23 protein-coding genes and 1 pseudogene are annotated in these 24,459 nt (G+C 75.4%); 13 read left to right on the forward strand and 11 right to left on the reverse strand.

What is annotated here, in order from left to right:
* Window positions 1-1,311 carry a sensor domain-containing phosphodiesterase gene (locus ACI794_RS04485; protein WP_456615740.1) on the forward strand — a complete coding sequence of 437 codons (1,311 nt, stop codon included), beginning with the start codon at window positions 1-3 and terminating at the stop codon, window positions 1,309-1,311.
* 373 nt (window positions 1,312-1,684) lie between these two features.
* Here the strand turns inward: ACI794_RS04485 and ACI794_RS04490 are convergent.
* The 5 genes and pseudogenes from ACI794_RS04490 to ACI794_RS04510 form a co-directional block, all read right to left on the reverse strand.
* A pseudogene (locus tag ACI794_RS04490) lies at window positions 1,685-2,575 on the reverse strand (DUF222 domain-containing protein); the annotation flags it as partial.
* Window positions 2,576-2,671: 96 nt separating this feature from the next.
* Entirely contained in the window at window positions 2,672-3,304 is a 633-nt protein-coding gene (locus ACI794_RS04495) for a response regulator (RefSeq protein ID WP_456600896.1), read from the reverse strand.
* Window positions 3,301-4,545, reverse strand: coding sequence for a sensor histidine kinase (locus tag ACI794_RS04500; protein ID WP_456600897.1), 1,245 nt, complete (start codon window positions 4,543-4,545; stop codon window positions 3,301-3,303). Before ACI794_RS04500 ends, ACI794_RS04495 begins: the two co-directional genes overlap by 4 nt.
* Window positions 4,542-5,375: an ABC transporter permease gene (locus tag ACI794_RS04505; protein WP_456615741.1), complete on the reverse strand. Its 834-nt coding sequence runs from the start codon at window positions 5,373-5,375 to the stop codon at window positions 4,542-4,544. Before ACI794_RS04505 ends, ACI794_RS04500 begins: the two co-directional genes overlap by 4 nt.
* Complete coding sequence (locus ACI794_RS04510; protein WP_456600899.1) at window positions 5,372-6,286, reverse strand: ABC transporter ATP-binding protein; 915 nt, start codon at window positions 6,284-6,286, stop codon at window positions 5,372-5,374. The genes ACI794_RS04505 and ACI794_RS04510 overlap by 4 nt, the downstream gene beginning before the upstream one ends.
* Before the next feature lie 189 nt (window positions 6,287-6,475).
* Here ACI794_RS04510 and ACI794_RS04515 point away from each other — a divergent pair, with 189 nt between their 5' ends.
* The 4 genes from ACI794_RS04515 to ACI794_RS04530 all read left to right on the forward strand — a co-directional run bounded on the left by ACI794_RS04515 (window position 6,476) and on the right by ACI794_RS04530 (window position 10,554).
* The gene (locus ACI794_RS04515) at window positions 6,476-7,957 is read left to right on the forward strand and encodes an AlkA N-terminal domain-containing protein (RefSeq protein ID WP_456600900.1); all 1,482 of its coding nucleotides are present in this window, start codon (window positions 6,476-6,478) and stop codon (window positions 7,955-7,957) included.
* Entirely contained in the window at window positions 7,957-8,490 is a 534-nt protein-coding gene (locus ACI794_RS04520; RefSeq protein WP_456615742.1) for a methylated-DNA--[protein]-cysteine S-methyltransferase, read from the forward strand. Before ACI794_RS04515 ends, ACI794_RS04520 begins: the two co-directional genes overlap by 1 nt.
* A 103-nt stretch (window positions 8,491-8,593) precedes the next feature.
* The gene (locus ACI794_RS04525; RefSeq protein WP_456615743.1) at window positions 8,594-9,676 is read left to right on the forward strand and encodes a DNA recombination protein RmuC; all 1,083 of its coding nucleotides are present in this window, start codon (window positions 8,594-8,596) and stop codon (window positions 9,674-9,676) included.
* A 326-nt stretch (window positions 9,677-10,002) separates the two neighbouring features.
* Window positions 10,003-10,554, forward strand: a complete 552-nt coding sequence (locus ACI794_RS04530; protein ID WP_456615744.1) for a DUF6542 domain-containing protein — start codon at window positions 10,003-10,005, stop codon at window positions 10,552-10,554.
* A gap of 74 nt (window positions 10,555-10,628) precedes the next feature.
* Here the strand turns inward: ACI794_RS04530 and ACI794_RS04535 are convergent, their stop codons facing one another.
* Window positions 10,629-11,600, reverse strand: a complete 972-nt coding sequence (locus ACI794_RS04535) for a 4-hydroxy-3-methylbut-2-enyl diphosphate reductase (protein ID WP_456579291.1) — start codon at window positions 11,598-11,600, stop codon at window positions 10,629-10,631.
* 137 nt (window positions 11,601-11,737) lie between these two features.
* On the opposite strand from ACI794_RS04535, the gene ACI794_RS04540 reads away from it, so the two are divergent.
* The 3 genes from ACI794_RS04540 (at window position 11,738) to ACI794_RS04550 (ending at window position 14,553) form a co-directional block, all read left to right on the forward strand.
* Window positions 11,738-12,901, forward strand: coding sequence for a hypothetical protein (locus ACI794_RS04540; protein ID WP_456615745.1), 1,164 nt, complete (start codon window positions 11,738-11,740; stop codon window positions 12,899-12,901).
* 186 nt (window positions 12,902-13,087) lie between these two features.
* Complete coding sequence (xseA, locus tag ACI794_RS04545; RefSeq protein ID WP_456615746.1) at window positions 13,088-14,338, forward strand: exodeoxyribonuclease VII large subunit; 1,251 nt, start codon at window positions 13,088-13,090, stop codon at window positions 14,336-14,338.
* Window positions 14,335-14,553, forward strand: a complete 219-nt coding sequence (locus tag ACI794_RS04550) for an exodeoxyribonuclease VII small subunit (protein WP_456579294.1) — start codon at window positions 14,335-14,337, stop codon at window positions 14,551-14,553. The genes xseA and ACI794_RS04550 overlap by 4 nt, the downstream gene beginning before the upstream one ends.
* A gap of 21 nt (window positions 14,554-14,574) precedes the next feature.
* Here the strand turns inward: ACI794_RS04550 and ACI794_RS04555 are convergent, their stop codons facing one another.
* Window positions 14,575-14,856, reverse strand: coding sequence for a hypothetical protein (locus ACI794_RS04555; RefSeq protein WP_456600907.1), 282 nt, complete (start codon window positions 14,854-14,856; stop codon window positions 14,575-14,577).
* Window positions 14,857-14,981: 125 nt separating this feature from the next.
* A complete protein-coding gene (locus ACI794_RS04560) occupies window positions 14,982-15,611 on the reverse strand; it encodes a DUF4245 domain-containing protein (RefSeq protein ID WP_456600908.1) in 630 nt (209 codons plus the stop codon).
* 101 nt (window positions 15,612-15,712) lie between these two features.
* Here ACI794_RS04560 and glpX point away from each other — a divergent pair, with 101 nt between their 5' ends.
* Entirely contained in the window at window positions 15,713-16,762 is a 1,050-nt protein-coding gene (gene glpX, locus ACI794_RS04565) for a class II fructose-bisphosphatase (protein WP_456600909.1), read from the forward strand.
* A gap of 27 nt (window positions 16,763-16,789) precedes the next feature.
* On the opposite strand, the gene ACI794_RS04570 is transcribed toward glpX, so the two are convergent.
* Window positions 16,790-17,419 (reverse strand): DUF1707 domain-containing protein, encoded by a 630-nt coding sequence (locus ACI794_RS04570; protein ID WP_456615747.1) that lies wholly within the window; start codon window positions 17,417-17,419, stop codon window positions 16,790-16,792.
* A gap of 267 nt (window positions 17,420-17,686) precedes the next feature.
* Between ACI794_RS04570 and ACI794_RS04575 the strand changes: the two genes are divergently transcribed.
* The 4 genes from ACI794_RS04575 to ACI794_RS04590 all read left to right on the forward strand — a co-directional run bounded on the left by ACI794_RS04575 (window position 17,687) and on the right by ACI794_RS04590 (window position 23,051).
* Window positions 17,687-19,117 carry a class II fumarate hydratase gene (locus ACI794_RS04575; protein ID WP_456600911.1) on the forward strand — a complete coding sequence of 477 codons (1,431 nt, stop codon included), beginning with the start codon at window positions 17,687-17,689 and terminating at the stop codon, window positions 19,115-19,117.
* Window positions 19,118-19,217: 100 nt separating this feature from the next.
* Window positions 19,218-20,507: a citrate synthase gene (locus ACI794_RS04580; RefSeq protein ID WP_456600912.1), complete on the forward strand. Its 1,290-nt coding sequence runs from the start codon at window positions 19,218-19,220 to the stop codon at window positions 20,505-20,507.
* A 127-nt stretch (window positions 20,508-20,634) separates the two neighbouring features.
* On the forward strand, window positions 20,635-20,826 hold the full coding sequence (locus ACI794_RS04585) for a hypothetical protein (protein WP_456579301.1): 192 nt from the start codon (window positions 20,635-20,637) through the stop codon (window positions 20,824-20,826).
* A gap of 182 nt (window positions 20,827-21,008) precedes the next feature.
* The gene (locus ACI794_RS04590; protein ID WP_456615748.1) at window positions 21,009-23,051 is read left to right on the forward strand and encodes an NlpC/P60 family protein; all 2,043 of its coding nucleotides are present in this window, start codon (window positions 21,009-21,011) and stop codon (window positions 23,049-23,051) included.
* Window positions 23,052-23,110: 59 nt separating this feature from the next.
* Here the strand turns inward: ACI794_RS04590 and ACI794_RS04595 are convergent, their stop codons facing one another.
* Both ACI794_RS04595 and ACI794_RS04600 read right to left on the reverse strand, forming a co-directional pair.
* Entirely contained in the window at window positions 23,111-23,881 is a 771-nt protein-coding gene (locus tag ACI794_RS04595; protein ID WP_456600914.1) for a hypothetical protein, read from the reverse strand.
* A complete protein-coding gene (locus tag ACI794_RS04600; protein ID WP_456615749.1) occupies window positions 23,878-24,222 on the reverse strand; it encodes a hypothetical protein in 345 nt (114 codons plus the stop codon). Before ACI794_RS04600 ends, ACI794_RS04595 begins: the two co-directional genes overlap by 4 nt.
* Window positions 24,223-24,459: the final 237 nt, after the last annotated feature.

Consider the following 24,459-nt stretch of genomic DNA (forward strand, 5'->3'; position numbering starts at 1 on the left):
GTGAGGCGCCCGCTCCAGCAGCCGGCCGCACCGGCCGACGACGGGGGTGTGGGCAAGAACCGCACGGACACCGAGCAGCAGATCGCCGACCTGCTACGGACGGCCAAGAAGTCGCTGCGGCTCTCCGTGGCGTTCCTGTCACGGCTGGACGGCACCACCCAGCACCTGGAGGTGGTCGAGTCGTCGGTGCCCTTCCTGTTCCAGGAGGGCGCCACCCAGGTCCAGGAGACGACGCTGTGCCAGGCGATCCTGGACCGCAAGCTCCCCGCGGTGATCCCCGACCTCAAGGACTTCCCCGAGGCGATGAGGCTGCCGGCCGCGCGCATGCCACGGATCCGCAGCTACGTCTCGGTGCCGGTGACGCTGTCCGACGGCACCCTCTACGGCACCTTCTGCGCTGCCGGGCTGACCTCCGACAAGGACCTCACCAAGCGCGACAAGGCGCTCATGGACGTCCTCGCGTCCGCCGCCTCGGTGATCATCGAGCCGCAGGTCAAGGAGGAGCACCGGCGCACGGAGATCGAGCGACGGCTCCACCCGCTGGTGGCCGCGGGTGGGCCGGTCGTCGCGCTGCAGCCGATCGTCGACCTCGCCACCGGGGCGCGGGTGGGCGCGGAATCCCTGAGCCGTTTCCCCGGCGAGTGGCAGAAGGCCCCCGACGTCGTGTTCGAGGAGGCGCACAGCGTCGGCCTGGGTGACGAACTGGAGCTCCTCGCCCTGCGCCGCGCCGCCGACCACCTGCACGGCAGCGAGGGCTACGTCGCGATGAACGTCTCCCCCGGCACGCTCCTGACGCCGGGGTGCGCCGCACTCCTCGGGGAGCTGCCCCTGGACCGCATCCTGCTGGAGCTCTCCGAGCACGACCCGGTCGAGGACTACGACGCCCTCGCCGCGATGCTCGCCCCGTTCCGGGCGGCCGGCCTGCGCCTGGCGATCGACGACGTCGGCGCCGGGTTCTCCTCGCTCCGGCACATCGTCGTCACCTCGCCCGACGTCATCAAGATCGACCGCAGCATCGTCAGCGGCCTGGACACCGACCCCGTGCGCACCGTGCTGGTGCGCTCGCTGGTCGACTTCGCCCGGGGGCTGCACGCCGGCGTCGTGGCCGAGGGCGTCGAGACGGCGGCGGAGGCGGACGTGCTGCGGTCGCTCGGGGTCGACTACGGCCAGGGCTGGCACTTCGGGCGCCCGGCCGTGCCAGAGCCGCAGCCACCGGACGGCGGTCGGCCGGACGGCGGCGACCCGGCGCGGGCAGGCGGCGTTCCGCGACCCCGGTCGGAGCACCCTCAGGTGGCGGCCGACCGCGTCTGACCGCTCGCCCCGTCCGTGATCGTTCGGGTTCTGCGGTGATGCGGGGGGAGGACGAGGATCTCGGTGCCGTCGGGCCGGTAGGTGCGCCATCGGCCGTCGGGTCGTCGTTCGACGCGGAACCCGTGGTGGATCTTGGTGTGGTGCCGTTCGCAGAGCAGGGCTGAGTTCTCCAGCGAGGTGTCCCCGCCGTCGGCCCAGTGCACGAGGTGGTGGACGTCGCACCAGTGGGTGGGGGCGTGGCAGCCGGTGAACGAAAGGACCCCTCCGCCCCCCGCCACTCGCAAGCTCGCGGCGGGCCCCTGCGAAGGGGCCGAACGCGGCCGACGTCGAGGGGTTGGCCTTCGGGGCCGATGACGATGCGGGTGACGGTGCCGTCGCAGGCCAGCCAGCGGGCCCGGGCGGCGGAGATCGTCGCGCTGAAGCCCAACTTCGCCGCGCCGGGGCCGGTGTCCGGGTCGATGAGGTCCTCCAGGTCCACCCGGACCACCACCTGGGGTTTGTGGGTGCGCAGCACCGACAGGGCGCCCGCGGCCAGGGCGTTGTCGGCGAGCTGCACGAGGGCGTCGCCCTGCTGCTGGGCGCGGGTCCGGGTGTCCCCGGCGGGCCGGGCGGCCTGCAGCAGGGACTCGACCGCGGCCTGGACCTTCTCCCCGCCCACGGCATCCAGTTCGCCGCGGAAGGAGACCGACCCGTCGGCGTGCTCGACGAAGGTGAGGGAGCGTCCCTCGGTGGGATCGGGTTCGAGCCCACCAGGATCGAGCCGGGCCAGGTAGTGGGCCACGACCTGGCGCAGCTCGGCGTGCGGGCGGGTCGCGGCCACCTCGGCCAGCGCGGCATCGACCCCGGCGAGGTCGACGTCCTGGGCCGCGGCGGCGGCCAGGTTGGCCGGGGTGGCCACCGCGGCGATCACCACCACCGCCTCGGCGGTGATCGCCCCCGCGGCGAAGGCCGCGGCCACCGCCGGCAGCTCCGGCAGCGCCCGGCCCGAGCGCACCAGCCGCGACGCCGCGCCGGCCGAGAGCAGCGCGTGCCCGCGCAGCCAGGAGGCCATCGAGACCTTCCCGTCGTGCTCGGCGGCCCCGGTGACCTCGCACTCCCGCACCCGGCGGGCCACCTGCGCGGCCAGCCGGTTGGACGCGGTGAGCAGCGCACCCAGCTGCTCGATCAGCTGCGGGCCGAACGCGCCGTCGAGCCGTTCGGCGGCCAGGTCGTCCAGCGCGGCGCCCAGCCGGGTCACCGCGCCCTCCGCACCTGTCGAACACATGTACGAATGCTACCGCGAGTCACTGGCGCCCGCGACCCGAAAGTGCAGGTCAAGGGCTTGTCCACAGACTTCGCGACGGCCTTGACGACGGTCCGCTCACCGCCCCGGTGACGGCAGCAGGCCGCGCTCGACGGCCACCAGCACCGCCCTCGTCCGGTCGTCCACGCCGAGCTTCGCGAACACGCGCAGCAGGTGGGTCTTCACCGTCGCCTCGCCGATGAACAGCTCACGGCCGATCTCGGCGTTGGTCAGCCCGCGCGCCACCCCGCGCAGGACCTCGAGCTCCCGCGCGGTGGGCGCCTCGGCCGCCGGTGCCCGCATCCGCGACACCAGTCGCGCCGCGACCGGCGGCGCCAGCACCGTCTCGCCCCGGGCGGCCGCGCGGACGGCGTCCGCGAGCTGGGGCAGCGGGACGTCCTTGAGCAGGTAGCCCGTCGCGCCCGCCTCCACCGCCCGCACGATGTCGGCGTCGGTGTCGTAGGTGGTCAGCACGAGCACGCGGACGCCGGGGTGCGACGCGGCCAGCCTCTCCGTCGCCGTGGCGCCGTCCATCCGCGGCATGCGCAGGTCCATGAGGACGACGTCCGGCGTCGACCCCGCCACCACGGCGAGCGCCTCCAGACCGTCGCCCGCCTCCCCCACCACCGACAGGTCGTCCTGCGCGTCCAGCCACCCGACCAGGCCTCCGCGGACCACGGGGTGGTCGTCCACCACGACGACGCGGATCACGAGCCCGGCACCCGAACGGTCACGCGGGTGCCGGCACCCGGCGAGGACTCGACGTCCACCTCGCCGCCGACGGAGGCGACCCGCCCGCGCAACCCGTCCAGCCCCGACCCCCGGGCGTGCGCGGGGTCGAAGCCCACGCCGTCGTCCTCCACGTGCACCGACACGTGGCGAGCGCCCCCCTCCCCCACGGCGAAGATCCGGATCGCCACCCTCGTGGCGTCGGCGTGCCGGCGCACGTTGGTCAGGGCCTCCTGCGCGCCCCGCAGCAGCACGACCTCCTCGTCGCGGCGCAGCGCGACGCCGCCGTCCAGCGCCGCGGTGTCCACCCGCACCGCCAGCCCGGTCTCCCGGCCGAACCGCTCGGCCAGCCGCTCCAGCGCCTCGACCAGCGTCGAGCCCTCGAGCGCGACCGGCGCGAAGGCGGCCACCACGGCCCGCGCCTCCTGCAGGTTGTCCCGCGCCACCTCCTCGATGAGGGCGAGCCGGTCCCGCACGGCCTCGGCGCCCTCCGGCAACTGCGCCGCGGCGGTCTGCGCGAGGACGACGATGCTCGTGTAGCCCTGCGCGAGGGTGTCGTGGACCTCGCGGGCCAGGCGCTCCCGCTCGGCCAGCACCCCGCGTTCGCGCTCGGCGGTGGCCAGCTCGGCCCGGGTGCGCTCCAGCGCGCGGATCAGCAGGGCGCGCTGCCGGCTCTGCTCGAGCACCTGGAAGATCCAGAACCCCATCGCGAGGCTGAACGTCAGGCCGACCAGCGTCTGGGCGGGGCCGGACAGCGGCTCGTCGCCGCGGGTCCACGACACGAAGGGCCCCACCGTGCTCGCGGTGGCGAGCGCGAGGGTCCAGAGCACGCCGCGCGCTACGGTCTCGGAGAGGAACCACACCTGCGCGTAGCCGAGGAAGAGCAGGAAAAGCAGCGAGGGCTCGAACCAGGCCAGGACGCCGAAGACCAGCACCAACACCGCGAGGTAGGCGTTCGCGCGGCGCTGGTCGCGGGTGACCAGCGCCGGGGCGCCGAGCAGGGTGTAGGCCACGGCCAGCACACCCAGCGAGAAGAGCAGCACCGCCTTCGGCGCCTCGAACGGCGAGAGCGCGATCGTCACCACGGCGATCGTCACGAGCAGCGCGAAGACCGCGTGCAGGCCGAGGACGGTGAGCCGCCAGCCGCGCTCGGACAGCGGCGGGCCGCCGTCGTCCTCCTCGTCGGGAGGGACGACGGCGGCCCGGGTCGGGCGGTCGGTCACCCGTCGACCCGGCGCCAGCGGAACGTGCGCACGCACACCACGGCACCGATGATCACCCACGCGACCAGCACCAGGGCGATCCGGCCGTGCTCCCAGCTGCCCGCCGCCTCGGCGGCCGCCGCCTGCTCGGGGAGGAACGCCGAGCGCATGCCCTGGGTCATCCACTTGAGCGGGAAGAGCGCGGCCACCTGCTGCATCCAGCCGGGCAGCTCCCCGAAGGCGAAGAAGACGCCGGAGAAGAACTGCAGCACGATCGCGAACGCCGAGACGCTCGTGGTCACCGACTGCGCGCTGCCCCGCATCGCCGACACCGCGATGCCCAGCACCGTGCCGGCCAGGGCACCGAGCACCGCGACCCAGGCGAAGGTCAGCCAGTGGGCCAGGTCGACCGGCATCGGCACGTCGTAGCCGTACCGGGCCACCGGCAGCAGCAGCGCGAGCTGCGCGGCCGTGGTGACCAGCACCTGCCCGGCCTTGCCGGCGAAGTAGGCCACCGGGGGCGCGCCCAGCAGCTGCAGCCGCTCCAGCTGGCCGGTCTCCCGCTCGGCGGCGATGCCGGTGCCGACCGCCTGGAAGCTGGTCAGCATGATGCCGGTGGCCGCGATGCCGGCCAGGAAGTACTGCGGGAAGGGCACGTTCCCGGGCAGCACGTCGCCGCCGAGCACCGCCCCGAAGATCACCATCATGACGACCGGGTAGGCGAACGAGAACACCACCTGCTGGCGTTCGCGGAAGAACAGCCGCAGCTCCAGCCCGACCCGCGCCCGGGCGATCGACAGCGCGGACGGCGGGGCGGGGCGGGTGGTCGGCGGGGTCAGGACGGCGGTCATGCCGGGTCTCCTCCGGAGCTCGCGGGGGCGGCGCCGACGAGCTGGAGGTAGACGTCCTCCAGGCCGGGCCGGGTGACGGTGAGACCGGGGACCTCGCCCCGGGTCGTGGTGGCCAGCAGGTCGCGCAGGACGTCGGCCGGGCGCTCGGTGACCACCCGCCGGCGGGTCCCCGCCTCGAGCCAGCTGACGGTGGCGCTCCGGCGCAGCTCGGCGCCCAGCTCCGCCGGAGGGGCGACGTCCACGAGCCGTCCCTCGGCGATCACGCCCACCCGGTCGGCGAGTTCGGCCGCCTCGTCCAGGTAGTGCGTGGTGAGCAGCACCGTGGTGCCGTCGGCCCGCAGGCCGCGGACGAGCCCCCAGAACTGCCGTCGCGCGACCGGGTCCATGCCGGTCGTCGGTTCGTCGAGGAAGACGAGCTCCGGCCGACCCTGCACCCCGAGGGCCACGGCGAGCCGCCGCCGCTGCCCGCCGGAGAGCGCCGCTACCCGGGTGCCGGCCTTCACCTCGAGCCCGGTGGCGGCGAGCAGTTCGTCGGTCGGGCGGGGCCGGGCGTGGTACCGCGCGAAGTGGTCGAGCGCCTCGCGCACCGACAGCGCCTGGCCCGCCGGCTCCCCCTGGCTGACGACGCCCATGCGCGCCCGCCACTCCCGGCGCCCGGTGGCGGGGTCCTCGCCCAGCACCCGGACGTCGCCGGCGTCGCGGCGGCGAACCCCCTCGAGGATCTCGATCGTCGTCGTCTTCCCGGCACCGTTGGGCCCCAGGAGGGCGAAGCACTCCCCCCGCTGCACGTCGAGGTCAAGCCCGTCGAGCACCGCCCGACCGTCGTACCGCTTGGCCAGACCGCGCACGGTCACGGCCGGCTCCACGACGCCGGTCCCCAGCGGGAGCGGCGCCACCTCCGTCGTCGTCATGGGCACAGGCTCCTGCCGCACCCCTCCCGCCGGGACCCCCGATGCGCTGGTCGGTCGTCCACCGACCGGTGGACGAGCGGAGGCGGGGAGCCCACCCGAGACCGGGTGCTGGACCGGATCCCGGCGCTCATCACGGCGACGTCCGAAAACCGCCGGTGACCACCTCGGGCGGGCTGCCATGCTCGTCCCATGACGCAGTCGCTGGACCACGAGCGCTGCTACCGCGCCGTCGCCGGCCGGGACGCGCGCTTCGACGGCTGGTTCGTCACCGCGGTGCGCACCACCGGCATCTACTGCCGCCCCTCCTGCCCGGCCCGCACGCCACTGGCCCGCAACGTCTCCTTCTTCTCGACGGCCGCCGCCGCGCAGGGAGCGGGCTACCGCGCCTGCCGGCGCTGCCGCCCGGACGCCGTCCCCGGGTCGCCCGAGTGGGACGTGCGCGCCGACGTCGTCGCCCGCGCCATGCGGCTGATCGCCGACGGGGAGGTCGAGCGGTCGGGGGTCCCGGGCCTGGCCTCCCGGCTCGGCTACTCCGAGCGCCAGCTGCACCGGCTGCTCGTGGGCGAGCTCGGCGTCGGGGCGCTCGCCCTGGCCCGGGCGCGACGCGCGCAGACCGCCCGGGTGCTGCTGGAGACCACCGCGCTGCCGGTGGCCGACATCGCCTTCGCCGCGGGGTTCGCCAGCGTGCGCCAGTTCAACGACACGGTGCGCGAGGTGTTCGCCACCACCCCGACCGAGCTCCGCCGCGCCCGCCGGAGCACCCCCACCGGGCAGCCCGGCTGGCTCACGCTGCGGTTGGCCGCCCGGGCGCCCTACGCCGCCGAGGAGGTGCTGCTGTTCCTGGGCGCCCACGCCGTGCCCGGCCTGGAGGAGTGGGACGGCACGACGTTCTCCCGCGTCCTCGACCTCCCGCACGGCCCCGCGGTGGTCCGGCTCTCCCCGGCGGCCGACGGCGGCCCGTCGGTGACGGCGCGGTTGCGGCTGACGGAGCTGCGCGACCTCGGGGCGGCGGTGAGCCGCTGCCGCCGGATGCTCGACCTCGACGCCGACCCGGCCGCCGTCGACGACGTCCTCGGCGCCGACCCGGCCCTCGCCGCGCTCGTCGGCGGCGCGCCCGGGCGCCGGGTGCCGGCCTCGCCCGACGCCGCGGAGCTGGCCGTCCGCGCGGTGCTCGGCCAGCAGGTGTCGATCGCCGGGGCGCGGACGCTCACCGCCCGGCTCCTGGCGGCCGGCACCCCGCTGGCCGAGCCGGTCGGCTCGCTGACCCACGCCTTCCCCCGCCCCGCCGCGCTCGCCGGCGCCGACCTCACCGAGGTGGGGCTCACGGGGGCGCGCCGGCGCACGGTGTCGGCCCTCGCCACCGCGCTGGACCAGGGCGGCATCGCCCTCGACCCGGGCGCCGACCGGGAGGAGGCCGGCCGCGCGCTGCTCGCCGTCCCGGGCATCGGCCCCTGGACGGCGGCGCTGGTCGCGCTGCGCGGCATGGGCGACCCCGACGTCTGGCTCCCCGGCGACCTCGCGCTGCGCCGGTCGCTGGCCTCGCTCGGCAGCTCCGACGCCGAGGCCGCCACCCGCTGGCGGCCGTGGCGGTCCTACGCCGTGATGCACCTCTGGGCGCTCGCCGCGCCGTCGCTGTTCACCCGCACCCCCGCCCTCGTGAGGAGCGCCTGATGACCACGCCCACCCGCCACGCCACCGTGAGCACCCCGCCCGGCCCGTTCACCGTCGTCGTCGAGACCGACCCCGACGGGCGGGACGTCGTGCTCGCCAGCGGGTGGACCGCCGAGGTCGCCGACCTCCTCGCCGTCGTGCACCCCTCCCTGCGCCCCGCGCGCAGCGAGGCCGCCGCCCACCTGCCGGTGCTCGACGCGGTCGAGGAGTTCCACGCCGGCCGGGTCGGCGCGATCGACGGCGTCGCCGTCCGGCAGCGCTCCGGCCCCTTCCTGCAGGAGGCGTGGGACGTGCTGCGGACCGTGCCCCCCGGGCGACCGGACACCTACGCGGCCTTCGCCGCGCGCTGCGGCCGCCCCGCCGCGGTGCGCGCGGCGGCCAACGCGTGCGCGCGCAACGCGGCGGCCCTGTTCGTGCCCTGCCACCGGGTGCTCGGCTCCGACGGCGGCCTGGGCGGCTTCCGCTGGGGGACGCCGGTCAAGCGCTGGCTGCTCGACCACGAGGCGACGCACTCCGGGGTGCCCGCCGACTGAAGGACCACCTTCCCCCGCCTCGCACGCCCCGCGCGGGCCCCTGGCGGGCGGCCCTTCCGCCACCTCGCGCGAACTGTCGGACCTCTCCGGCAGGGTCCTGCCCATGGACGCCGCTTCCCTCTTCCTCGGGCTCCTCCTCGGCGCGCTGCTCGGTGCCGCCATCGCGCTGGGCGTCGTCACCCTGCTCGCCCGGCGCCGCCCGGAGGAGGCGGGCCTGGAGCCGGTGCACGAGTCGCTGGACCACCTGCACCGGCTGCTCGCGGGCATGGAGCGGGCCCGGGCCACCGCGCACGGAGAGCTGCGGGAGCAGATGGGCACCGTCGGCCACGCCTCGGCCCAGCTGAAGCACGAGACGGCCGCGCTGGTCACCGCGCTGCGCACGCCGCACGTGCGCGGGCGCTGGGGCGAGGTGCAGCTGCGGCGGGTGGTCGAGGTCGCCGGCCTGCTCGAGCACTGCGACTTCGTCGAGCAGCCGGGCGGCACCAACGACGAGGGCGCCGGGGTCCGCCCCGACCTCGTGGTCACCCTCGCCGACGGCCGGCAGGTGGTGGTCGACGCCAAGGTGCCGTTCACCGGTTACATCGAGGCGGTGCAGGCCGAGGACCGCGACGTCCGCGCCCAGCGGATCGCGGCGCACGCCCGGCAGCTACGCACCCACGTCGACCAGCTGGCCGCCCGCCGCTACCCCACCGCCTTCCGGCCCGCCGCCCCCTTCACCGTGCTGTTCGTGCCCTCCGACGGGTTCCTGACGACGGCGCTGGAGGCCGAACCCGGGCTGCTGGAGTACGGCTTCGCCCGGGACGTGGTGCTCGCGACCCCGAGCACCCTGCTGGCGCTGCTGCGCACGGTCGCCTACTCGTGGCGGCAGGAGCGGCTGGCCCGCGACGCCGACCAGGTGCTCGAGGTCGGCCGGCGGCTGCACGCCCGCTTGAACACGCTGTCGGGGCACCTGACCCGTCTGGGCTCGGCGCTCTCCACCACGCTCACCCGCTACAACGAGACGGTCGGCTCCTACGAGCGCTCGGTGCTGACCGCCGCACGCCGGTTCGACGACCTGGGGGTTGCGGAGTCCCCCGTTCCGGAGCCCGAGCCCGTCGAGGCGACCATCCGCGCGCTCCGGCCGACGGGCGACCTCGGGCGACTCGATGCGGCACCGGCAGAGGAGCGGGACGGCACCTCCGGCTGACGCCGGGACGACCCGGTGACCGGACTTCCTCCACCCCGCGCGTCACAGCCATCACCCTGGGTTGCTGGGCCCCCAACGGTCCCCCACGACGCGAGGGCGTCCTCCCACGAACTGCCAGCTCGGGTCGCTACCGTGGCTGCGTCGGGCGGCCAGTCGGGTCGTCCAGCGGAGCGGGACGGAGGTGCGCCATGGCCACGGCGAGCACGGCGGGCGCATGGCAGGGCGGAGGTCCGCCCGAGCGGCCGTACCCCGCGCGCGCACCGCGTCCTCCCGTGGGCAACGAGCGCCCATCCCGTCCCGTGCGCCCGGCCCGTCCCGGGGCACCCGTGCCCGGAGGCGCCGGCGAGCGCCTGCGCGCCGCCGAACGGGAGTACTCCGACGACCGGTTCGACGGGCCGGAGCCACCCCGGTCCCGCCGACGCGAGCCCGTCCCGCCGAGGCGGGAGCCCGTCCCGCCGCGGTCGGCGGGACGGCCCGCGCAGGAGCGTGGCCGGGCACGGACCGCGTCCCCGTCGTCGGCACCCGAGAGCCGCCTGCGCGGCTCGCTGGCCGTGCTCGGGATCTTCCTGCTGACCCTCGCCGGTGGCGCGCTCGACTCCTTCATCGGCGTCGGCCTGGGGCTGGTCACCCTGATCGCCCTCTCGGTGGGCGTCTCGGCGGGCACCCTGCTGGTCCGCCGCCGCGACCTGCTCACCGTCGTCGTCGCCCCGCCACTGGTCTTCACGCTGGTCGCGGTGGTCAACATCGCCCTGGCGCCCTCGGCGACGCTGAACCTGCCCACGCTGGCCACGCTGCTGGTGCGTGGCTTCCCGACCATGGCCGTCGCGACCGCCATCGCCGTCCTGCTGGGCATCGTTCGGCTGGTCACCCGCCGCTGACGCCTCCGACGACGAAGCCCCGGTCCGCTGCTGCGGACCGGGGCTTCGTCGTAGCGGCGGCTGGTCGCCGGTGCTCAGTCGCCGGTGTTCTGCTTGGCCTTCTCCGCCCGGCGGAGTTCGTGCGGGAGCGCGAAGACCAGCCGCTCCTCGGCGGCCTTCACCGTCTCGACGTCGGGGTAGCCGCGCGCGGCGAGGAAGTCGAGCACCTCGCTGACGAGGATCTCCGGCACCGACGCCCCGCTGGTGACGCCGACGGTGCCCACGCCCTCGAGCCATGCCTCGTCGATCTCGGAGGCGAAGTCGACCAGGTGCGAGTCGCGGGCCCCGGCCTCCAGCGCCACCTCGACCAGCCGCACTGAGTTCGACGAGTTGGTGGACCCCACGACGAGCACCAGGTCGCACTCGCCCGCCATCTGCTTGACCGCCTGCTGCCGGTTCTGCGTGGCGTAGCAGATGTCGTCGCTCGGCGGGGACTGCAGGCCGGGGAAGCGGGTCTTGAGCTGGTCCACCGTCGCCAGCGTCTCGTCGACCGAGAGCGTGGTCTGCGACAGCCACACGACCTTCTCCGGGTCGCGCACCTGCACGTTCGCGACGTCCTCGGGCCCGTCGACGAGCTGGATGTGGGCGGGGGCCTCACCGGAGGTGCCCTCGACCTCCTCGTGCCCACGGTGGCCGATCAGCAGGATGTCGTAGTCGTCGCGGGCGAAGCGCTTCGCTTCCTGGTGCACCTTCGTGACCAGGGGGCAGGTGGCATCGATGGTGCGCAGCTGCCGGGTGGCGGCCTCCTCGTGCACCGCGGGGCTGACCCCGTGCGCGCTGAACACGACGACCGAGCCCTCGGGCACCTCGTCGGTCTCGTCCACGAAGATCGCGCCGCGCCGCTCCAGGGTGGCGACGACGTGCTTGTTGTGGACGATCTGCTTGCGGACGTAGACCGGGGCGCCGTGGATCTCCAGCGCCCGCTCGACGGCGACCACCGCCCGGTCCACGCCGGCGCAGTACCCCCGGGGATCGGCCAGCAGGACACGTCCGCGCTGTTCAGCCATGCCAGCCATGGTAGTTGAAGGCCCCTGTGCCCCCCGTCACTCGCACGCTCGCGACGGGCCCTGCACGTGGCCGCCAGAACGGGTGGATTCGGCCACACCGGGTGTCGGTGCGGAGGTTCTGGGGCACGCTGTGCGGCATGTCCCGTGAGATCCCCGAGGTTGTCCGCGCCGCTGCCGGTCTGGCGGCGACCGTGCTCGACGAGGCGCGCAAGCTGCCCGAGACGCTGCCCGGCCTGCCGGTGCGCGTCATCGGCGTGGCCATGCAGCACGCCATGAAGGTCCAGCAGACCTACGCCGGGCTGGTCGCCCGCGGCGACGAGCTCCTCGTCGGGTTGCGCGGTGAGGGCGAACCGGGGCTGGCGACCTTCGACGACGACGACGAGCCGGTGACCGGCTTCCGCGGCTCCGCCTTCGACCGCGCCGACGGCATCACCGACGACGAGGTGGCCGACCTCCCCGACGACCCCGCCGCCGACGCGGTGGTGGCGGCCGTCGACGACCTCAGCCGCGAGCTGGTCGAGGACCTGGCCGACGGCGCCGAGGCCCTGGCCGACGGGGCCGACCGCGCTCAGGGCGTCCTGGCCGACGTGCCGGAGGATGCGATCAGCACCGAGGAGGTGCTCGAGGAGCTGGCGATCGACGAGGTCGTGCCCGAGGTCGCCGAGACCGACCCGCTCGACGAGACCTCCGGTGGTGAGACGGCCGCCGACGACGCGGTGGTCACCGAGGACGCCGGCGCCCTGGAGCGTGCGCTCCTGGAGTCCGAGCCCGCCCCCGCCGCCGCCACGACCGACGAGCAGGCCGACGTGCAGGCCGACGGCGCGGAGACCGTCGACGTGCTCACCCCCGACGGCGAGGTGGCGACCGTCGACGCGGCGGTCACCGACGAGGGCATCGCCGCCGTGGAGGAGCCGCAGGAGGACACCGGCACCGACGAGACGGTCGCCGCCACCGACGGCACGGCCACGGCCGCCACCGCCACGGACGCCGGTCCGGACGTCGCCGTGGACGAGAGCGGCAGCCCGGTCGCCGCCGCCACCGGTGCGCCGACCGACGGAGGCGACGCCGGCACCGACGGTGCGCCCGTCGGTGACCCGCCCGTCGACGGCTACGACGACTTCTCCATCGCCCAGCTGCGCGGCCGCCTCCGCGGCTACCAGCTGTCGACCGTCTCCGACCTGCTGGCCTACGAGCAGGCCACGCGGGCTCGCGACCCGTACCTGCGGATGCTGCGCAACCGGCTGGAGAAGCTCGAGGAGCAGGCCGTCGAGTCCAGCCCGCTGGCGCCGCGCGGAACCTGAGAAAGGCCCCTCTGCCCCCACGGCCTCGCAGGCTCGGCGTGGCCCCTGCCGAGGGGCCGTCGGGGGCGTCGAGGGCCGTGTCGGTGCCGTCTGACACCCTCGGGGCATGGAAGAGGACCCCTCTGCTCCCCACGCCTCGCACGCTCGGCGTGGGCCCCTGCAGAGGGGCCACGACAGGCTGACGGCATGACGGCTCCGTCGTCCCCGGAGTCGCCGTGGCCGGTCCGCACGGTGGCCCGCAAGGTGGCCGACTGGATCGGCCGGCTCGGCGAGGTCTGGGTCGAGGGTCAGGTCGCACAGCTGTCGCGGCGCGGCGGCGCGGCCACCGTCTTCCTCACCCTGCGCGACCCGGCGGCCGACCTCTCGGTCCCGGTCACCTGCCACCGCGACGTCGCCGAGCGCCCCGGTTTGGAGCTCACCGAGGGCGCCCGGGTGATCGTGCGGGCCCGCCCCGACTACTACGTCGCGCGCGGCTCCTTCTCGCTGCGGGCCACCGAGATCCGCGCCGTCGGGCTCGGCGAGCTGCTGGCCCGCATCGAGCGGATCCGCCGGCTGCTCGCCGCCGAGGGCCTGTTCGAGCCGGCCCGGAAGCGGCCGCTGCCCTTCGCGCCCGGCGTCGTCGGCCTGGTCACCGGCCGGGACAGCGCCGCCGAGCGCGACGTGCTGGTCACCGCGCGCCGACGGTGGCCGGCGGTGCGCTTCGCGTTGCACCACTGCGTCGTGCAGGGGCCGCAGGCGGCGGCGAACGTCATCGAGGGGTTGCTGAAGCTCGACGCCGACCCAGCGGTGGAGGTCATCGTCGTCGCCCGCGGCGGCGGCTCGGTGGAGGACCTGCTGCCCTTCTCCGACGAGGGGCTGGTCCGGGCGATCGCCGGCTGCCGCACCCCCGTGGTCACCGCCGTCGGGCACGAGACGGACACCACGCTGGTCGACCACGCCGCCGACGTGCGGGCCGCCACCCCGACCGACGCGGCGCACCGGATCGTCCCGGAGATCGGCGAGCAGCGCCGGCTGGTCGACGGGCTGCGCGCCCGCGCCCGGCACCTGGTCGCCGTCCGGCTGGAGCAGCAGGAGCGCTGGCTGGACTCCGTCCGCACCCGGCCGGTGCTCGCCTCCCCCGACCGCCTGCTGCACGGCCGGGAGGACGACGTCCTCGCCCTGCGCACCCGTGCCCGCCGAACGCTCACCCACCGCGTCGAGGGCGCCGAGCGGGACCTCGAGCACGCCCGCGCACGGGTGGCGGCGCTCTCCCCCGCCGCGACGCTGGAGCGCGGCTACGCCGTGGTGCAGCGGGCGGACGGCGCGCTGGTGCGCGACCCCGCCGAGGTCGCCGACGGCGAGCTGCTGCGGGTGCGGGTGGCCGGTGGCCGCCTCCCCGTCCGCGTCGACCGCGACGCGGCCACCGACCCCACCACCGCCCAGGAGGAGCCCGCATGAGCGCCGACGAGCGCACCCCCGAGCCGACGACGACCTACGAGCAGGCGCGGGAGGAGCTGGCCGACGTCGTGCGGCGGCTGGAGGCCGGCGGGCTGACGCTCGAGGAGTCGCTCAACCTCTGGGAGCGCGGCGAGCAGCTGGCCGGGCTCTGCCAGCACTGGCTGGACCGGGCCCGGGAGCGCCTGGCGGCCGCCGCGCCCGCCGACGAGGGCTGAGCGCCCCGGGCCGGCGGCGGCTCAGGCGGATCGGCTCAGGCGAGGCTCCTGCGTGAGCACGAACCCGGCGTGGGCCAGGGCCGCCAGCAGCCGGTCCACCCGCTGCTCCACCGCGGGCGCACCCGGAGCGGAAGCGCTGCCGGCGTCCTCGTCGAGGTAGCGCGCCAGCACCGTGCGCACGTCCACCGGCCCGGCGAGCGGGACGTCCACCGGGATCCGGGTCACCATCCCGCAGTCGCAGGACCCGCCCTCGGCCGGAGGCCGGTGGTCGCCGCTGGGGCAGTAGTCCTCGTGCTCGGGCATCCGGGTTCTCCTCGCTGCGGTGGGTTCCACGGGCGTCGACCCCACACTGCCGCCGGAGCGCTCCCCCCGCGGCCGGACGCACCGAGGCGTTCCCGTCTCGTGACCTGGGCGCGGGCGGACGCGGCTCACCCCGAGAAGGGCTCCACGGCCTCGGCGACCTCGCGCAGCTCGTCGTCCGCGGCCGAGCCGGTCACGACGAGGGTGACGCCGTCGGCGACCCGCGAGAGGGCCGTCTCCCCCCGCTGCGTCGTGGACCGGACCCACTCCTCGCCGTCGATCTGCACCGCGCCGTCCTCCGTCGCGCCGCTCAGCACCGCGTCGACGGCCTCGGCGTCGGCGTCGTCGGTCACCACGTAGCCGGCGTAGGCGCCGGCCGGCGTCACGTAGCCCAGCTGCACGGTGACCGGGGAGCCCTCGGGGGCGGTGCCGGCGTCGGTGCGGATGCTCGTGGGCCGGTAGCCCTCATCGAGCGCGGGGATCAGCAGGGGGTAGACCGCCCGCGCCTCGGCCAGCCGCAGCGTGCTGGTCGGGTCGACCTCGCGGATCGGGTCGTCGGGGTTGTTGCGGAACGCCTGCCAGCCCACGACGAGCAGGCAGACGACGACCAGGGGCAGCAGGGAGCGGAGCATGTTCCCGGCGCTCAACCGGTTGGCCCGCTCGACGGCGGACACCGGTGGCGGCACGGCCTCGGCCCCGGGAGCGGCCGCGTCGTCGGGGTGCGGGGGACGCTGGCTCGTCGGGCCGGATCCGGTCATTCCCCTAGGATCGCAGGCGAGCTCTCCCCGCCTCGCCGCCTCCCGGTGCGCGCCCCCCGCGTCCCGGGTGGGGAGGACAGGGTCCAACTCCTGGAGGTCCTGTGTCGCTGCCCCTTCCCGACGGCCCGCTGCCCCCGGCCTCCGGACGCCCGTTCAGCGCCGACCGCCCGGCGCCCGACCGCAACCTGGCCCTCGAGCTGGTGCGGGTCACCGAGGCCGGTGCCATGGCGGCCGGCCGCTGGGTGGGGCGCGGCGACAAGAACGGCGGCGACGGCGCGGCGGTCGATGCCATGCGCGCGCTCATCGGCACGGTGCGCATGAAGGGCGTCGTGGTCATCGGCGAGGGCGAGAAGGACGAGGCGCCCATGCTCTACAACGGCGAGCAGGTCGGTGACGGCCAGGGCCCGGAGTGCGACGTCGCCGTCGACCCGGTCGACGGCACCACCCTGATGGCCAAGGGCATGCCCAACGCCATCGCCGTCATGGCCGTCGCCGAGCGCGGCGCCATGTACGACCCGTCCGCCGTCTTCTACATGGAGAAGCTCGCCACCGGCCCGGCAGCGGCCGACGTCGTCGACATCACCGCCCCGGTGGCCGAGAACATCCGCCGCATCGCGAAGGCCAAGCACAGCTCGGTCGGCGACGTGACCGTCTGCATCCTCGACCGGCCGCGCCACGAGCAGCTGGTCCAGGAGGTGCGCGAGGCCGGCGCCCGGATCAAGTTCATCACCGACGGCGACGTCGCCGGCGCGATCGCCGCCGCCCGCGAGGGCACCGGGGTCGACCTGCTCCTGGGCATCGGAGGCACCCCGGAGGGGATCATCACCGCGTGCGCGCTGAAGTGCATGGGCGGCGCGCTGCAGGGCCGGCTCTGGCCCAAGGACGACGACGAGCGGCAGAAGGCCCTCGACGCCGGCCACGACCTCGACCGGGTGCTGCACATCGACGACCTGGTGCGCGGCGACGTCTTCTTCGTCGCCACCGGGATCACCGACGGGGAGCTCCTGCGCGGGGTCCGCTACAGCGCCGGCGGGTGCACCACCCAGTCGCTGGTCATGCGGTCCCGGTCGGGGACGATCCGCTCGATCGACAGCCTGCACTCGCTGGAGAAGCTGCGCGCCTACTCCGCAGTCCCCTTCGACCGGGACTGAGCCATCGCGGTCCTCCGGATCGCGGTGTCACGGCAGGCGGCGGGCGGCGAGCCGGTCCATCAGCGCCTTCCAGCGGCTGGGCGAGTCACCCGGCGCGAGGCTGCGCAGGCGGAGGTCGCCGAAGGTCGCCTTCCCCTGGACGACGACCAGGGGGGTGCCCGCCAGCCTCGGCACGGGGGCGAGCTGCACCTTCCGGTCGCCGAAGACGGTCCGGCCGTGCAGCTCCCCGTCCACCCCCTCGGCGAGGATGACGTCGATGTCGCCGAAGACGGTGGTGGCCGTCAGGTCGATCCGGTCGGCGCCGGTCCGCAGGCCGCGCAGATCGATGCGGATGTCGCCGAAGACGGTGCTGACGCGCCGCGGCGGGGTCGTGGTGACCGTCAGGGTGACGTCGCCGAAGACGCTCGACAGCTCCTCGACCGGGCGCTGCCCCACGATCTGCACGCGGGGTGCCGCGTCGAGGGGCAGGTCGGCCACCAGCTCGTCGAGCTCGGCCCGGGTCACCGCCGCGTAGGCCGCCTCCGCGCGCTGGCCGAACTCGTCGAGGTCGATCCGTCCCTCGCCGACGGCCGTCTGCAGCTGCGCCACCACCAACTCCCGCTCGGCGTCGGAGACCCGCACGGCCGGCGGGCGGGAGGGGTCCTGGGGGGCGCTCACGCACCCGGAGGCTAGCCGAGCAGGAGCCGTGCGCAGGTGCCCATCGTCACGCCGGCTCGGTGCCGACCATGACGGTGCAGGCCATGACCCGGCCCCCGCAGGTGCCGGCGCACTTCCTCGTAGGCCGACAGCGACGGTGACCACCGGCGACGACGGCGCACGCCCCTCCGCGACTGCCCGGGCGAGGGCGGGACCGGCACCCTCGCCCACGGGTGTCTAGGGTCCCGTGCGGAGCCCTGTCACCATCCACACCCCCGGGAGCACAGCGTGGCCCAGAAGAACGGCGCAGCGCAGGACGGCAGCGGTCAGGACACCGCCGACTTCCGCATCGAGCACGACTCCATGGGAGAGGTCCGCGTCCCCTCCTGGGCCAAGTGGCGGGCGCAGACCCAGCGCGCCGTCGAGAACTTCCCCATCTCCGGCACCCCCATCGAGCGGGAGCTGATCGGCGCGCTGGCCGCCATCAAGGGCGCAGCCGCCACGGTCAACGCCGACCTCGGGGTCCTCGACCGCGGGATCGCCGACGCCATCACCGCGGCCGCCGGCACGGTGGCCCGCGGTGACTGGGACGACCACTTCCCCATCGACGTCTTCCAGACCGGCTCCGGCACGTCGAGCAACATGAACACCAACGAGGTCATCGCCACCCTGGCCACCGAGTCGCTCGGCGCCCCGGTGCACCCGAACGACCACGTCAACGCCTCGCAGTCGTCCAACGACGTCTTCCCGTCGGCGATCCACATCGCCGCGACCCGCGCCATCGTCGTCACGCTCATCCCGGCCCTGCGGCACCTCGAGGCCTCGCTGCAGCGCAAGGCCGAGGAGTTCGCCGAGGTGGTCAAGAGCGGCCGCACCCACCTGATGGACGCCACCCCGGTGACCCTGGGCCAGGAGTTCGGCGGGTACGCCGCGGCCGTCCGCTACGGCGTCGAGCGGCTGGAGGCCTCGCTCCCCCGCATCGGCGAGCTGCCCCTCGGTGGCACGGCCGTGGGCACCGGCATCAACACCCCGCCCGGGTTCGCCGCCGCGATCATCGAGAAGCTCGCCGCCGAGCTCGACCTCCCGCTGAGCGAGGCCCGCGACCACTTCGAGGCGCAGAGCTCCCGTGACGCCCTGGTCGAGGGCTCGGGCCAGCTGAAGACGATCGCCGTCGGCCTGATCAAGATCGCCAACGACCTGCGCTGGATGGGCTCGGGCCCGCGCACCGGCCTGGGCGAGATCCAGCTGCCCGACCTGCAGCCGGGCAGCTCCATCATGCCGGGCAAGGTGAACCCGGTCATCCCCGAAGCGGTCATCCAGGTCGGCGCCCAGGTGATCGGCAACGACGCCGCGGTGACCTACGCCGGCACCACGGGCGTCTTCGAGCTGAACGTGACGCTGCCGCTCATGGCGCGCAACGTGCTGGAGTCGATCCGGCTGCTGGCCAACGTCAGCCGGCTGCTCGCCGACCGCTGCGTGGACGGCATCGTCGCCAACGTCGAGCAGTGCCGCACCTACGCCGAGTCCTCCCCCTCGATCGTCACCCCCCTGAACAAGTACATCGGCTACGAGGAGGCGGCCAAGGTGGCCAAGCAGTCGCTGGCCGAGCAGAAGACGATCCGCCAGGTCGTCGTGGAGCGCGGGTACGTCGAACAGGGCAAGCTCACCGAGGCCCAGCTCGACGAGGCCCTGGACGTCCTCTCGATGACCCACCCGTGAACCGGCGCGGGGCGGGAGCGCACGGATCGGTGCCGCTCCCGCCCCGCGCCGCGACGGGTCGTGCCGCGAGCGGGCCTCCGAGGGGTTAGCGTCGTCCCCGATGACCGAGACTGACGTATCCCTGCGCTACCCCGGTGGCGAACTGCCCATGGCCGTCAAGCAAGGGACCGAGGGTTCCGACGGCATCGACACGAGCAAGCTGCTGGCCACGACCGGCAAGGTCGCGCTGGACATCGGCTTCGTCAACACCGCCTCCTGCACGTCGGCGATCACCTACATCGACGGCGACGCCGGCATCCTGCGCTACCGCGGGTACCCGATCGAGCAGCTGGCGGAGAAGTCCAGCTTCCTCGAGGTCACCTACCTGCTGATCTACGGCGAGCTGCCCACGGCCGACCAGCTCGGCGGGTTCGACCAGCGGATCCGGCGGCACACGCTGCTGCACGAGGACCTCAAGCAGTTCTTCAACGGCTTCCCGCGCGACGCCCACCCGATGCCGGTGCTCTCGTCGGCGGTCAGCGCCCTGTCGACCTTCTACCAGGACTCGCTGGACCCCTTCGACGAGGAGCAGGTGGAGATCACCACGCTCCGTCTGCTCGCGAAGCTGCCGACGATCGCGGCCTACGCGTACAAGAAGTCGGTCGGCCAGCCGTTCCTCTACCCGGACAACTCCTGCGGGCTGGTGGAGAACTTCCTGCGGATGACGTTCGGCTTCCCGGCCGAGCCCTACGAGCAGGACCCCGAGCTGGTCAAGGCGCTGGACCAGCTCTTCGTCCTGCACGCCGACCACGAGCAGAACTGCTCGACGTCGACGGTCCGGCTGGTGGGCTCCTCGCACGCCAACCTGTTCGCCTCCGTCTCCGCCGGCATCAACGCGCTGTTCGGCCCGCTGCACGGTGGCGCCAACCAGTCGGTGCTGGAGATGCTCGAGGCCATCCGGGCCGACGGCGGTGACATCCCGCGGTTCGTCGAGCGGGTGAAGAACAGGGAGCCCGGCGTCAAGCTCATGGGTTTCGGGCACCGGGTCTACAAGAACTACGACCCCCGGGCCGCCATCGTGAAGTCGACCGCGGACACCGTGCTCGACAAGCTCGGCGGCAACAACGAGCTGCTCGACCTGGCCCGTCAGCTCGAGGAGATCGCGCTCAACGACGAGTTCTTCATCCAGCGCAAGCTCTACCCGAACGTCGACTTCTACACCGGGCTGATCTACCAGGCGATGGGCTTCCCGACGCGGATGTTCACCGTGCTGTTCGCGCTGGGCCGGCTGCCCGGCTGGATCGCGCAGTGGCGCGAGATGATCGCCGATCCCGCCACGAAGATCGGTCGCCCGCGGCAGGTCTACACCGGCGAGACGGCTCGGGACTACCTGCCCGTCGACGCGCGCTGAGCCACGCCCCCCGCCCTCTGGTGACGGGGACCGCCCGGGCCGGGTGACCCTCCGGGGTCACCCGGCCCGTTGCATCGGCGGCCGGGTTCCCTACGGTGGGTGCGCCCCCATCTCGAGAGGACCGTGCATGGCCGAGCTCCACGACGAGGACCTCCTCGTCCTGCCGCCCATGCCGCTCGCCACCGGCCGGTTGCTGGAGCCCGACGGCGAGGGCCCCCCCGTCCGCATCACCAAGCTGGAGTTCGTCGTCTCCACCGAGGACGGCGGCGAGCTGCGGATCCCCCTGGAACACCGGCACGGCGCCTGGTGGGCGCCCTGACCCACCGGCCCGGCGCACCAGTGCCCGGCTGGTCCCCCGAGGTTCACCCCACCCCGGACGGGTGACCTCTTCTCGTCGCCTTTCAAGCACCTCCCCCGGCGCGTCGATGGATGGCGGAGAGCTCCTGACCCCAGCGGTCCGAGGAGCCGCATCCGTCACGACGAGATCGCCCGGGGGACGCAGTGCCTGCATCGCGGACGCCCGGCCGCGCGACCGCACCCCGCACCGCGTCCTCGGCCTCCGGCCGCACCCCGGCCGGCGGGAAGCGCGCCACGGCCCGACCGCCCCTGACCCCGGCGGAGGCCCGGGCACTGCGCGAGGCGCTGGCCCTGCGCCAGGCCGCCGCGGCGCGCCCCGGCACCACCCCCGAGCAGCTGGCCGCTGCCCGTGCGGCGCTCGCCGCCCGCTCCGGCGGGGCCGGCACCCGGCGCCCGGCGGGGTCCTCCGGCACCCGCGGCCGCCCGGCCGGCGGTCGCGCCGCCGTCCGGCGCACGCCCGCCCGCGGCCGGCGCGCCCGGGCAGAGGCTCCGCACCGCCGCGCCCCGCGGACCGGTTCCCGCTGGCCGACGCGCCTGGGCGTCGTCGCGACGAGCGCCCTGCTCGTCCCCGCGGCCCTCGCGGTGCTGCTGCCCGGCGCGCAGTCGCCCGACAGCGGCGGCTCCGCGCCCGACCCCACCACGCTCGCGCTCACTGCGCGCAGCTCGTTGCTGGAGCAGGCCGATCTGTACTCCCAGCTCGCCGACGAGGCGGACCAACGGCGCAGCCGCCTCGAGGAGGCGCTGGCCGCCGAGGAGGCCGCCCGCGCCGAGCTCGCTGCCCGGCGGCAGACCGTGGGGACCGGGGCGGCGCGGCTCTACCGGGCCGACGGCACCAGCCGCTACCCGGTGCTCGGGCTCGACCTGGACCAGCCGCGCAGCACCACCGGCTCGATGATGCGTCAGGCGCTCGCCGACCGGGCCGAACGCGCACTCGTCGGCGACGTGATCAGCGCCGAGCGCACCGCCGTCCTCCTGCAGGCCGCCGGCACCCGCGTGGCCGACGCACGGGCCGCCCTGGCCGCCATCGAGCAGCGCGCCGCCGAGGTCCTCGCCGCCGTGCGCGCGGAGGCGGGCGAGCTCCCCGCGGAGGTCACCGGCCGGCTCGCCGGGCTGGGCGCCGTCCCCGCGGCCGGCGCGCAGCAGGAGCGCAACGAGGCCGCGACGCGGCGCTGGCAGGACTACCTCGGTCGGCTGGCCGCGGCCGGCATCGCCCCGCCACCGGCGTCCGCGCTCACCGATCCCGCCGCCTTCCCGCCCGGCCTCTCCCCGGCCCTGGACGCCGACGGGCAGCCCGTCCCCGGGGTGGCCTGGGCCGTGATCGGCAGCGAACCGGTCGCGGTGCCGGCGGCGGAGACCGTCGCCGCGGTGAGCAACGCGCTCTCCCAACTCGGCAAGCCCTTCCTCGCGGGGAGCGCCGGCCCGGAGACCTACGACTGCGGCGGCTTCACGGCCGCGTCCTGGCTGCTGGCCGGGTACGCCCTGCCCGGCGACCCCGGCGCCCAGTGGGCCTCCGGCGCGTCGGTCCCGCCCCGGGACGTGCAGATCGGCGACCTCGTGTTCGCACCCGGCGGGCGGGACGTCGGCATCTACCTCGGCGAGGGCGAGGTCGTCGGCGCCTCCGCCGCCTCGTACCAGGTCGCCGTCAGCTCCATGGCGGCCGGGTCGTCGGCGGTGCGGGTGACCCTGCCGCGCCCGGCCGAGCCGAACCCGGCGTTGCCCGTCGGCGTCGGCACGGGCGCGTGCGGCGCCCCCCTGCCCGCGCCGGGGAGGGTCGACCCGCAGTGGGGCGGCTGGTCCAACGGCCGGATCCCCGCCGAGGCGCTGTGCCGGCTCGGCGTCGCCCGCCACGCGCTGCGCTGCGACGCGGCCGCCGCCTACGCACAGCTGGACGCGGCCTACGAGGCCGAGTTCGGCACCCCCCTGCAGATCACCGACTCCTACCGGTCCTTCGGCGCGCAGGTGGCGGCGTTCCACGCCAAGCCGGCGCTGGCGGCCGTGCCGGGGACCTCCAACCACGGCTGGGCCCTGGCCATCGACCTCGGGGGCGGCGTCAACGTGGCCCGCACGCCGGAGTGGAACTGGATGACGGCCAACGCCGCACGCTTCGGCTTCGTGCAGCCCGACTGGGCCCGGCCCGGGAGCGAGAAGCCCGAGCCCTGGCACTGGGAGTTCGGCTCCATCTCCTGAGCAGGGACCCCGTCCTCCTCACCGCTCGCGGGCTCGCGGGGAGGCTCCGGACGGGGCCGTCAGATCCAGGGCAGGTCGACGACCGAGCGCCAGGGCAGCGTCACGCTCGCCTCGCTGGCCTGACCGGCGAGCCGCCGCGCGACACCGGGGTCCGCGCAGGCCACCGGCCGGTGCGGCGTCACGACCACGTGCATGTCCGGCAGCGTCAGGCCGCGGTCCGCGATCCGCTGCATCATCAGCTCGGGGGCGACCAGGGCCGCCGAGGCGAGCACGGGCACCGCCCGGTGCGACCAGAGCGCCAGCGGGCCCTCGACCCGCAGCTGCAGGGGCACCTCGTGCGCCCGGCCGGTCGCCGCGGAGCGGACCCGGTGCAGCTCGGCCGCCCGCGCCCCCGGCGAGGGCGCCCAGGCGACGGCGAGCTCCCCGCGCACGACGACGACGGTCCAGCCCACCGCGGTCTCCGACCGGTCCGCCCAGTCGAGGGCGGCGATGCCCGCCGCGGCGGCGGCCGCGTCGGTCACCGGCCGCCGGTCGACCCACGTGCGCAGGGCAGCGGCGATGCCCGCGGCGGTGCCCGGGATGCCCGCGCGGCTCATGTCGTCGGCCAGGTCGGTGAGGGGCACGCGCTGCACCCGCTCGTCCTCCTCGAGGTGCAGGACGGTCCCCGCGCCCGGGCGCCGGACCAGCCGGAGGTGCAGGTGGGACGAGGCCAGGTGCGGCAGAAGCTGCGTGGCGACGTCGTGCAGGTCCGCGACGTCCACCGGCGCGGCGCGGAACCGCTGCAGCAACCCCCGCGGAACGGTGCTGGTGCCGAAGGGGCCGGGCGTCACGAGCGGCTCCGGGCGCCGAGGAGCCCGCGCAGCCGGGCGGGCAGGGCGGGCAGCCCCAGCACCGCGCCGAGCTCGGCCGGGCTGAGCCGGATCGGCAGGACGTCGTCGTCCCACCCGGTGGCCAGGCGCACGCGCGCGGTGGAGGCCGGCCACACCGCCTCGCGGGCGGCGGCCACGTGGAGCTCGGTCAGCACGTCCTGCAGGAGGATCGTGGACACCGGGTGCGCCGGGCCGTCGAGGGCGGTGCGCACCGAGGCGGCCAGGAGCTCGCGGGCGGTGGCGTCCAGCCAGTGCGGGACGAGCGCGGCGGAGCCGGGGTCGTCCGCGGGCAGCGCGCTCACCGGGCCCCACCCCGGTACCACGCCCCGGTCGCCGCGCAGGGCGTGCGGGCCGGGCGGCGGGTCCTCGGGCGGGGTGTCACGGAGTGGATATCGGCAGGTTCATGGCCTGTTCGACCCTGCGACTGAGCCTTTTCCGTATCGGATCTCCGGGCGTGTCCGTCCCGTCCCGGGCGTCACCCGTCGACGCCATCCGGCCCCGGACGACGAGATCCCGCGACGTGCCGGAACGGCCCCCTT

It is taken from the genome of Blastococcus sp. SYSU DS0541, assembly GCF_054050875.1.

Bases quoted from the DNA above. Each gene is read 5' to 3' on its own strand.
- ACI794_RS04505 (WP_456615741.1), bottom strand. From the start codon at position 5,375: ATGACCGCCGTCCTGACCCCGCCGACCACCCGCCCCGCCCCGCCGTCC.
- ACI794_RS04510 (WP_456600899.1), bottom strand. From the start codon at position 6,286: ATGACGACGACGGAGGTGGCGCCGCTCCCGCTGGGGACCGGCGTCGTG.
- ACI794_RS04515 (WP_456600900.1), top strand. From the start codon at position 6,476: ATGACGCAGTCGCTGGACCACGAGCGCTGCTACCGCGCCGTCGCCGGC.
- ACI794_RS04520 (WP_456615742.1), top strand. From the start codon at position 7,957: ATGACCACGCCCACCCGCCACGCCACCGTGAGCACCCCGCCCGGCCCG.
- ACI794_RS04525 (WP_456615743.1), top strand. From the start codon at position 8,594: ATGGACGCCGCTTCCCTCTTCCTCGGGCTCCTCCTCGGCGCGCTGCTC.
- ACI794_RS04535 (WP_456579291.1), bottom strand. From the start codon at position 11,600: ATGGCTGAACAGCGCGGACGTGTCCTGCTGGCCGATCCCCGGGGGTAC.
- ACI794_RS04540 (WP_456615745.1), top strand. From the start codon at position 11,738: ATGTCCCGTGAGATCCCCGAGGTTGTCCGCGCCGCTGCCGGTCTGGCG.
- xseA (WP_456615746.1), top strand. From the start codon at position 13,088: ATGACGGCTCCGTCGTCCCCGGAGTCGCCGTGGCCGGTCCGCACGGTG.
- ACI794_RS04550 (WP_456579294.1), top strand. From the start codon at position 14,335: ATGAGCGCCGACGAGCGCACCCCCGAGCCGACGACGACCTACGAGCAG.
- ACI794_RS04555 (WP_456600907.1), bottom strand. From the start codon at position 14,856: ATGCCCGAGCACGAGGACTACTGCCCCAGCGGCGACCACCGGCCTCCG.
- ACI794_RS04560 (WP_456600908.1), bottom strand. From the start codon at position 15,611: ATGACCGGATCCGGCCCGACGAGCCAGCGTCCCCCGCACCCCGACGAC.
- ACI794_RS04580 (WP_456600912.1), top strand. From the start codon at position 19,218: ATGACCGAGACTGACGTATCCCTGCGCTACCCCGGTGGCGAACTGCCC.
- ACI794_RS04585 (WP_456579301.1), top strand. From the start codon at position 20,635: ATGGCCGAGCTCCACGACGAGGACCTCCTCGTCCTGCCGCCCATGCCG.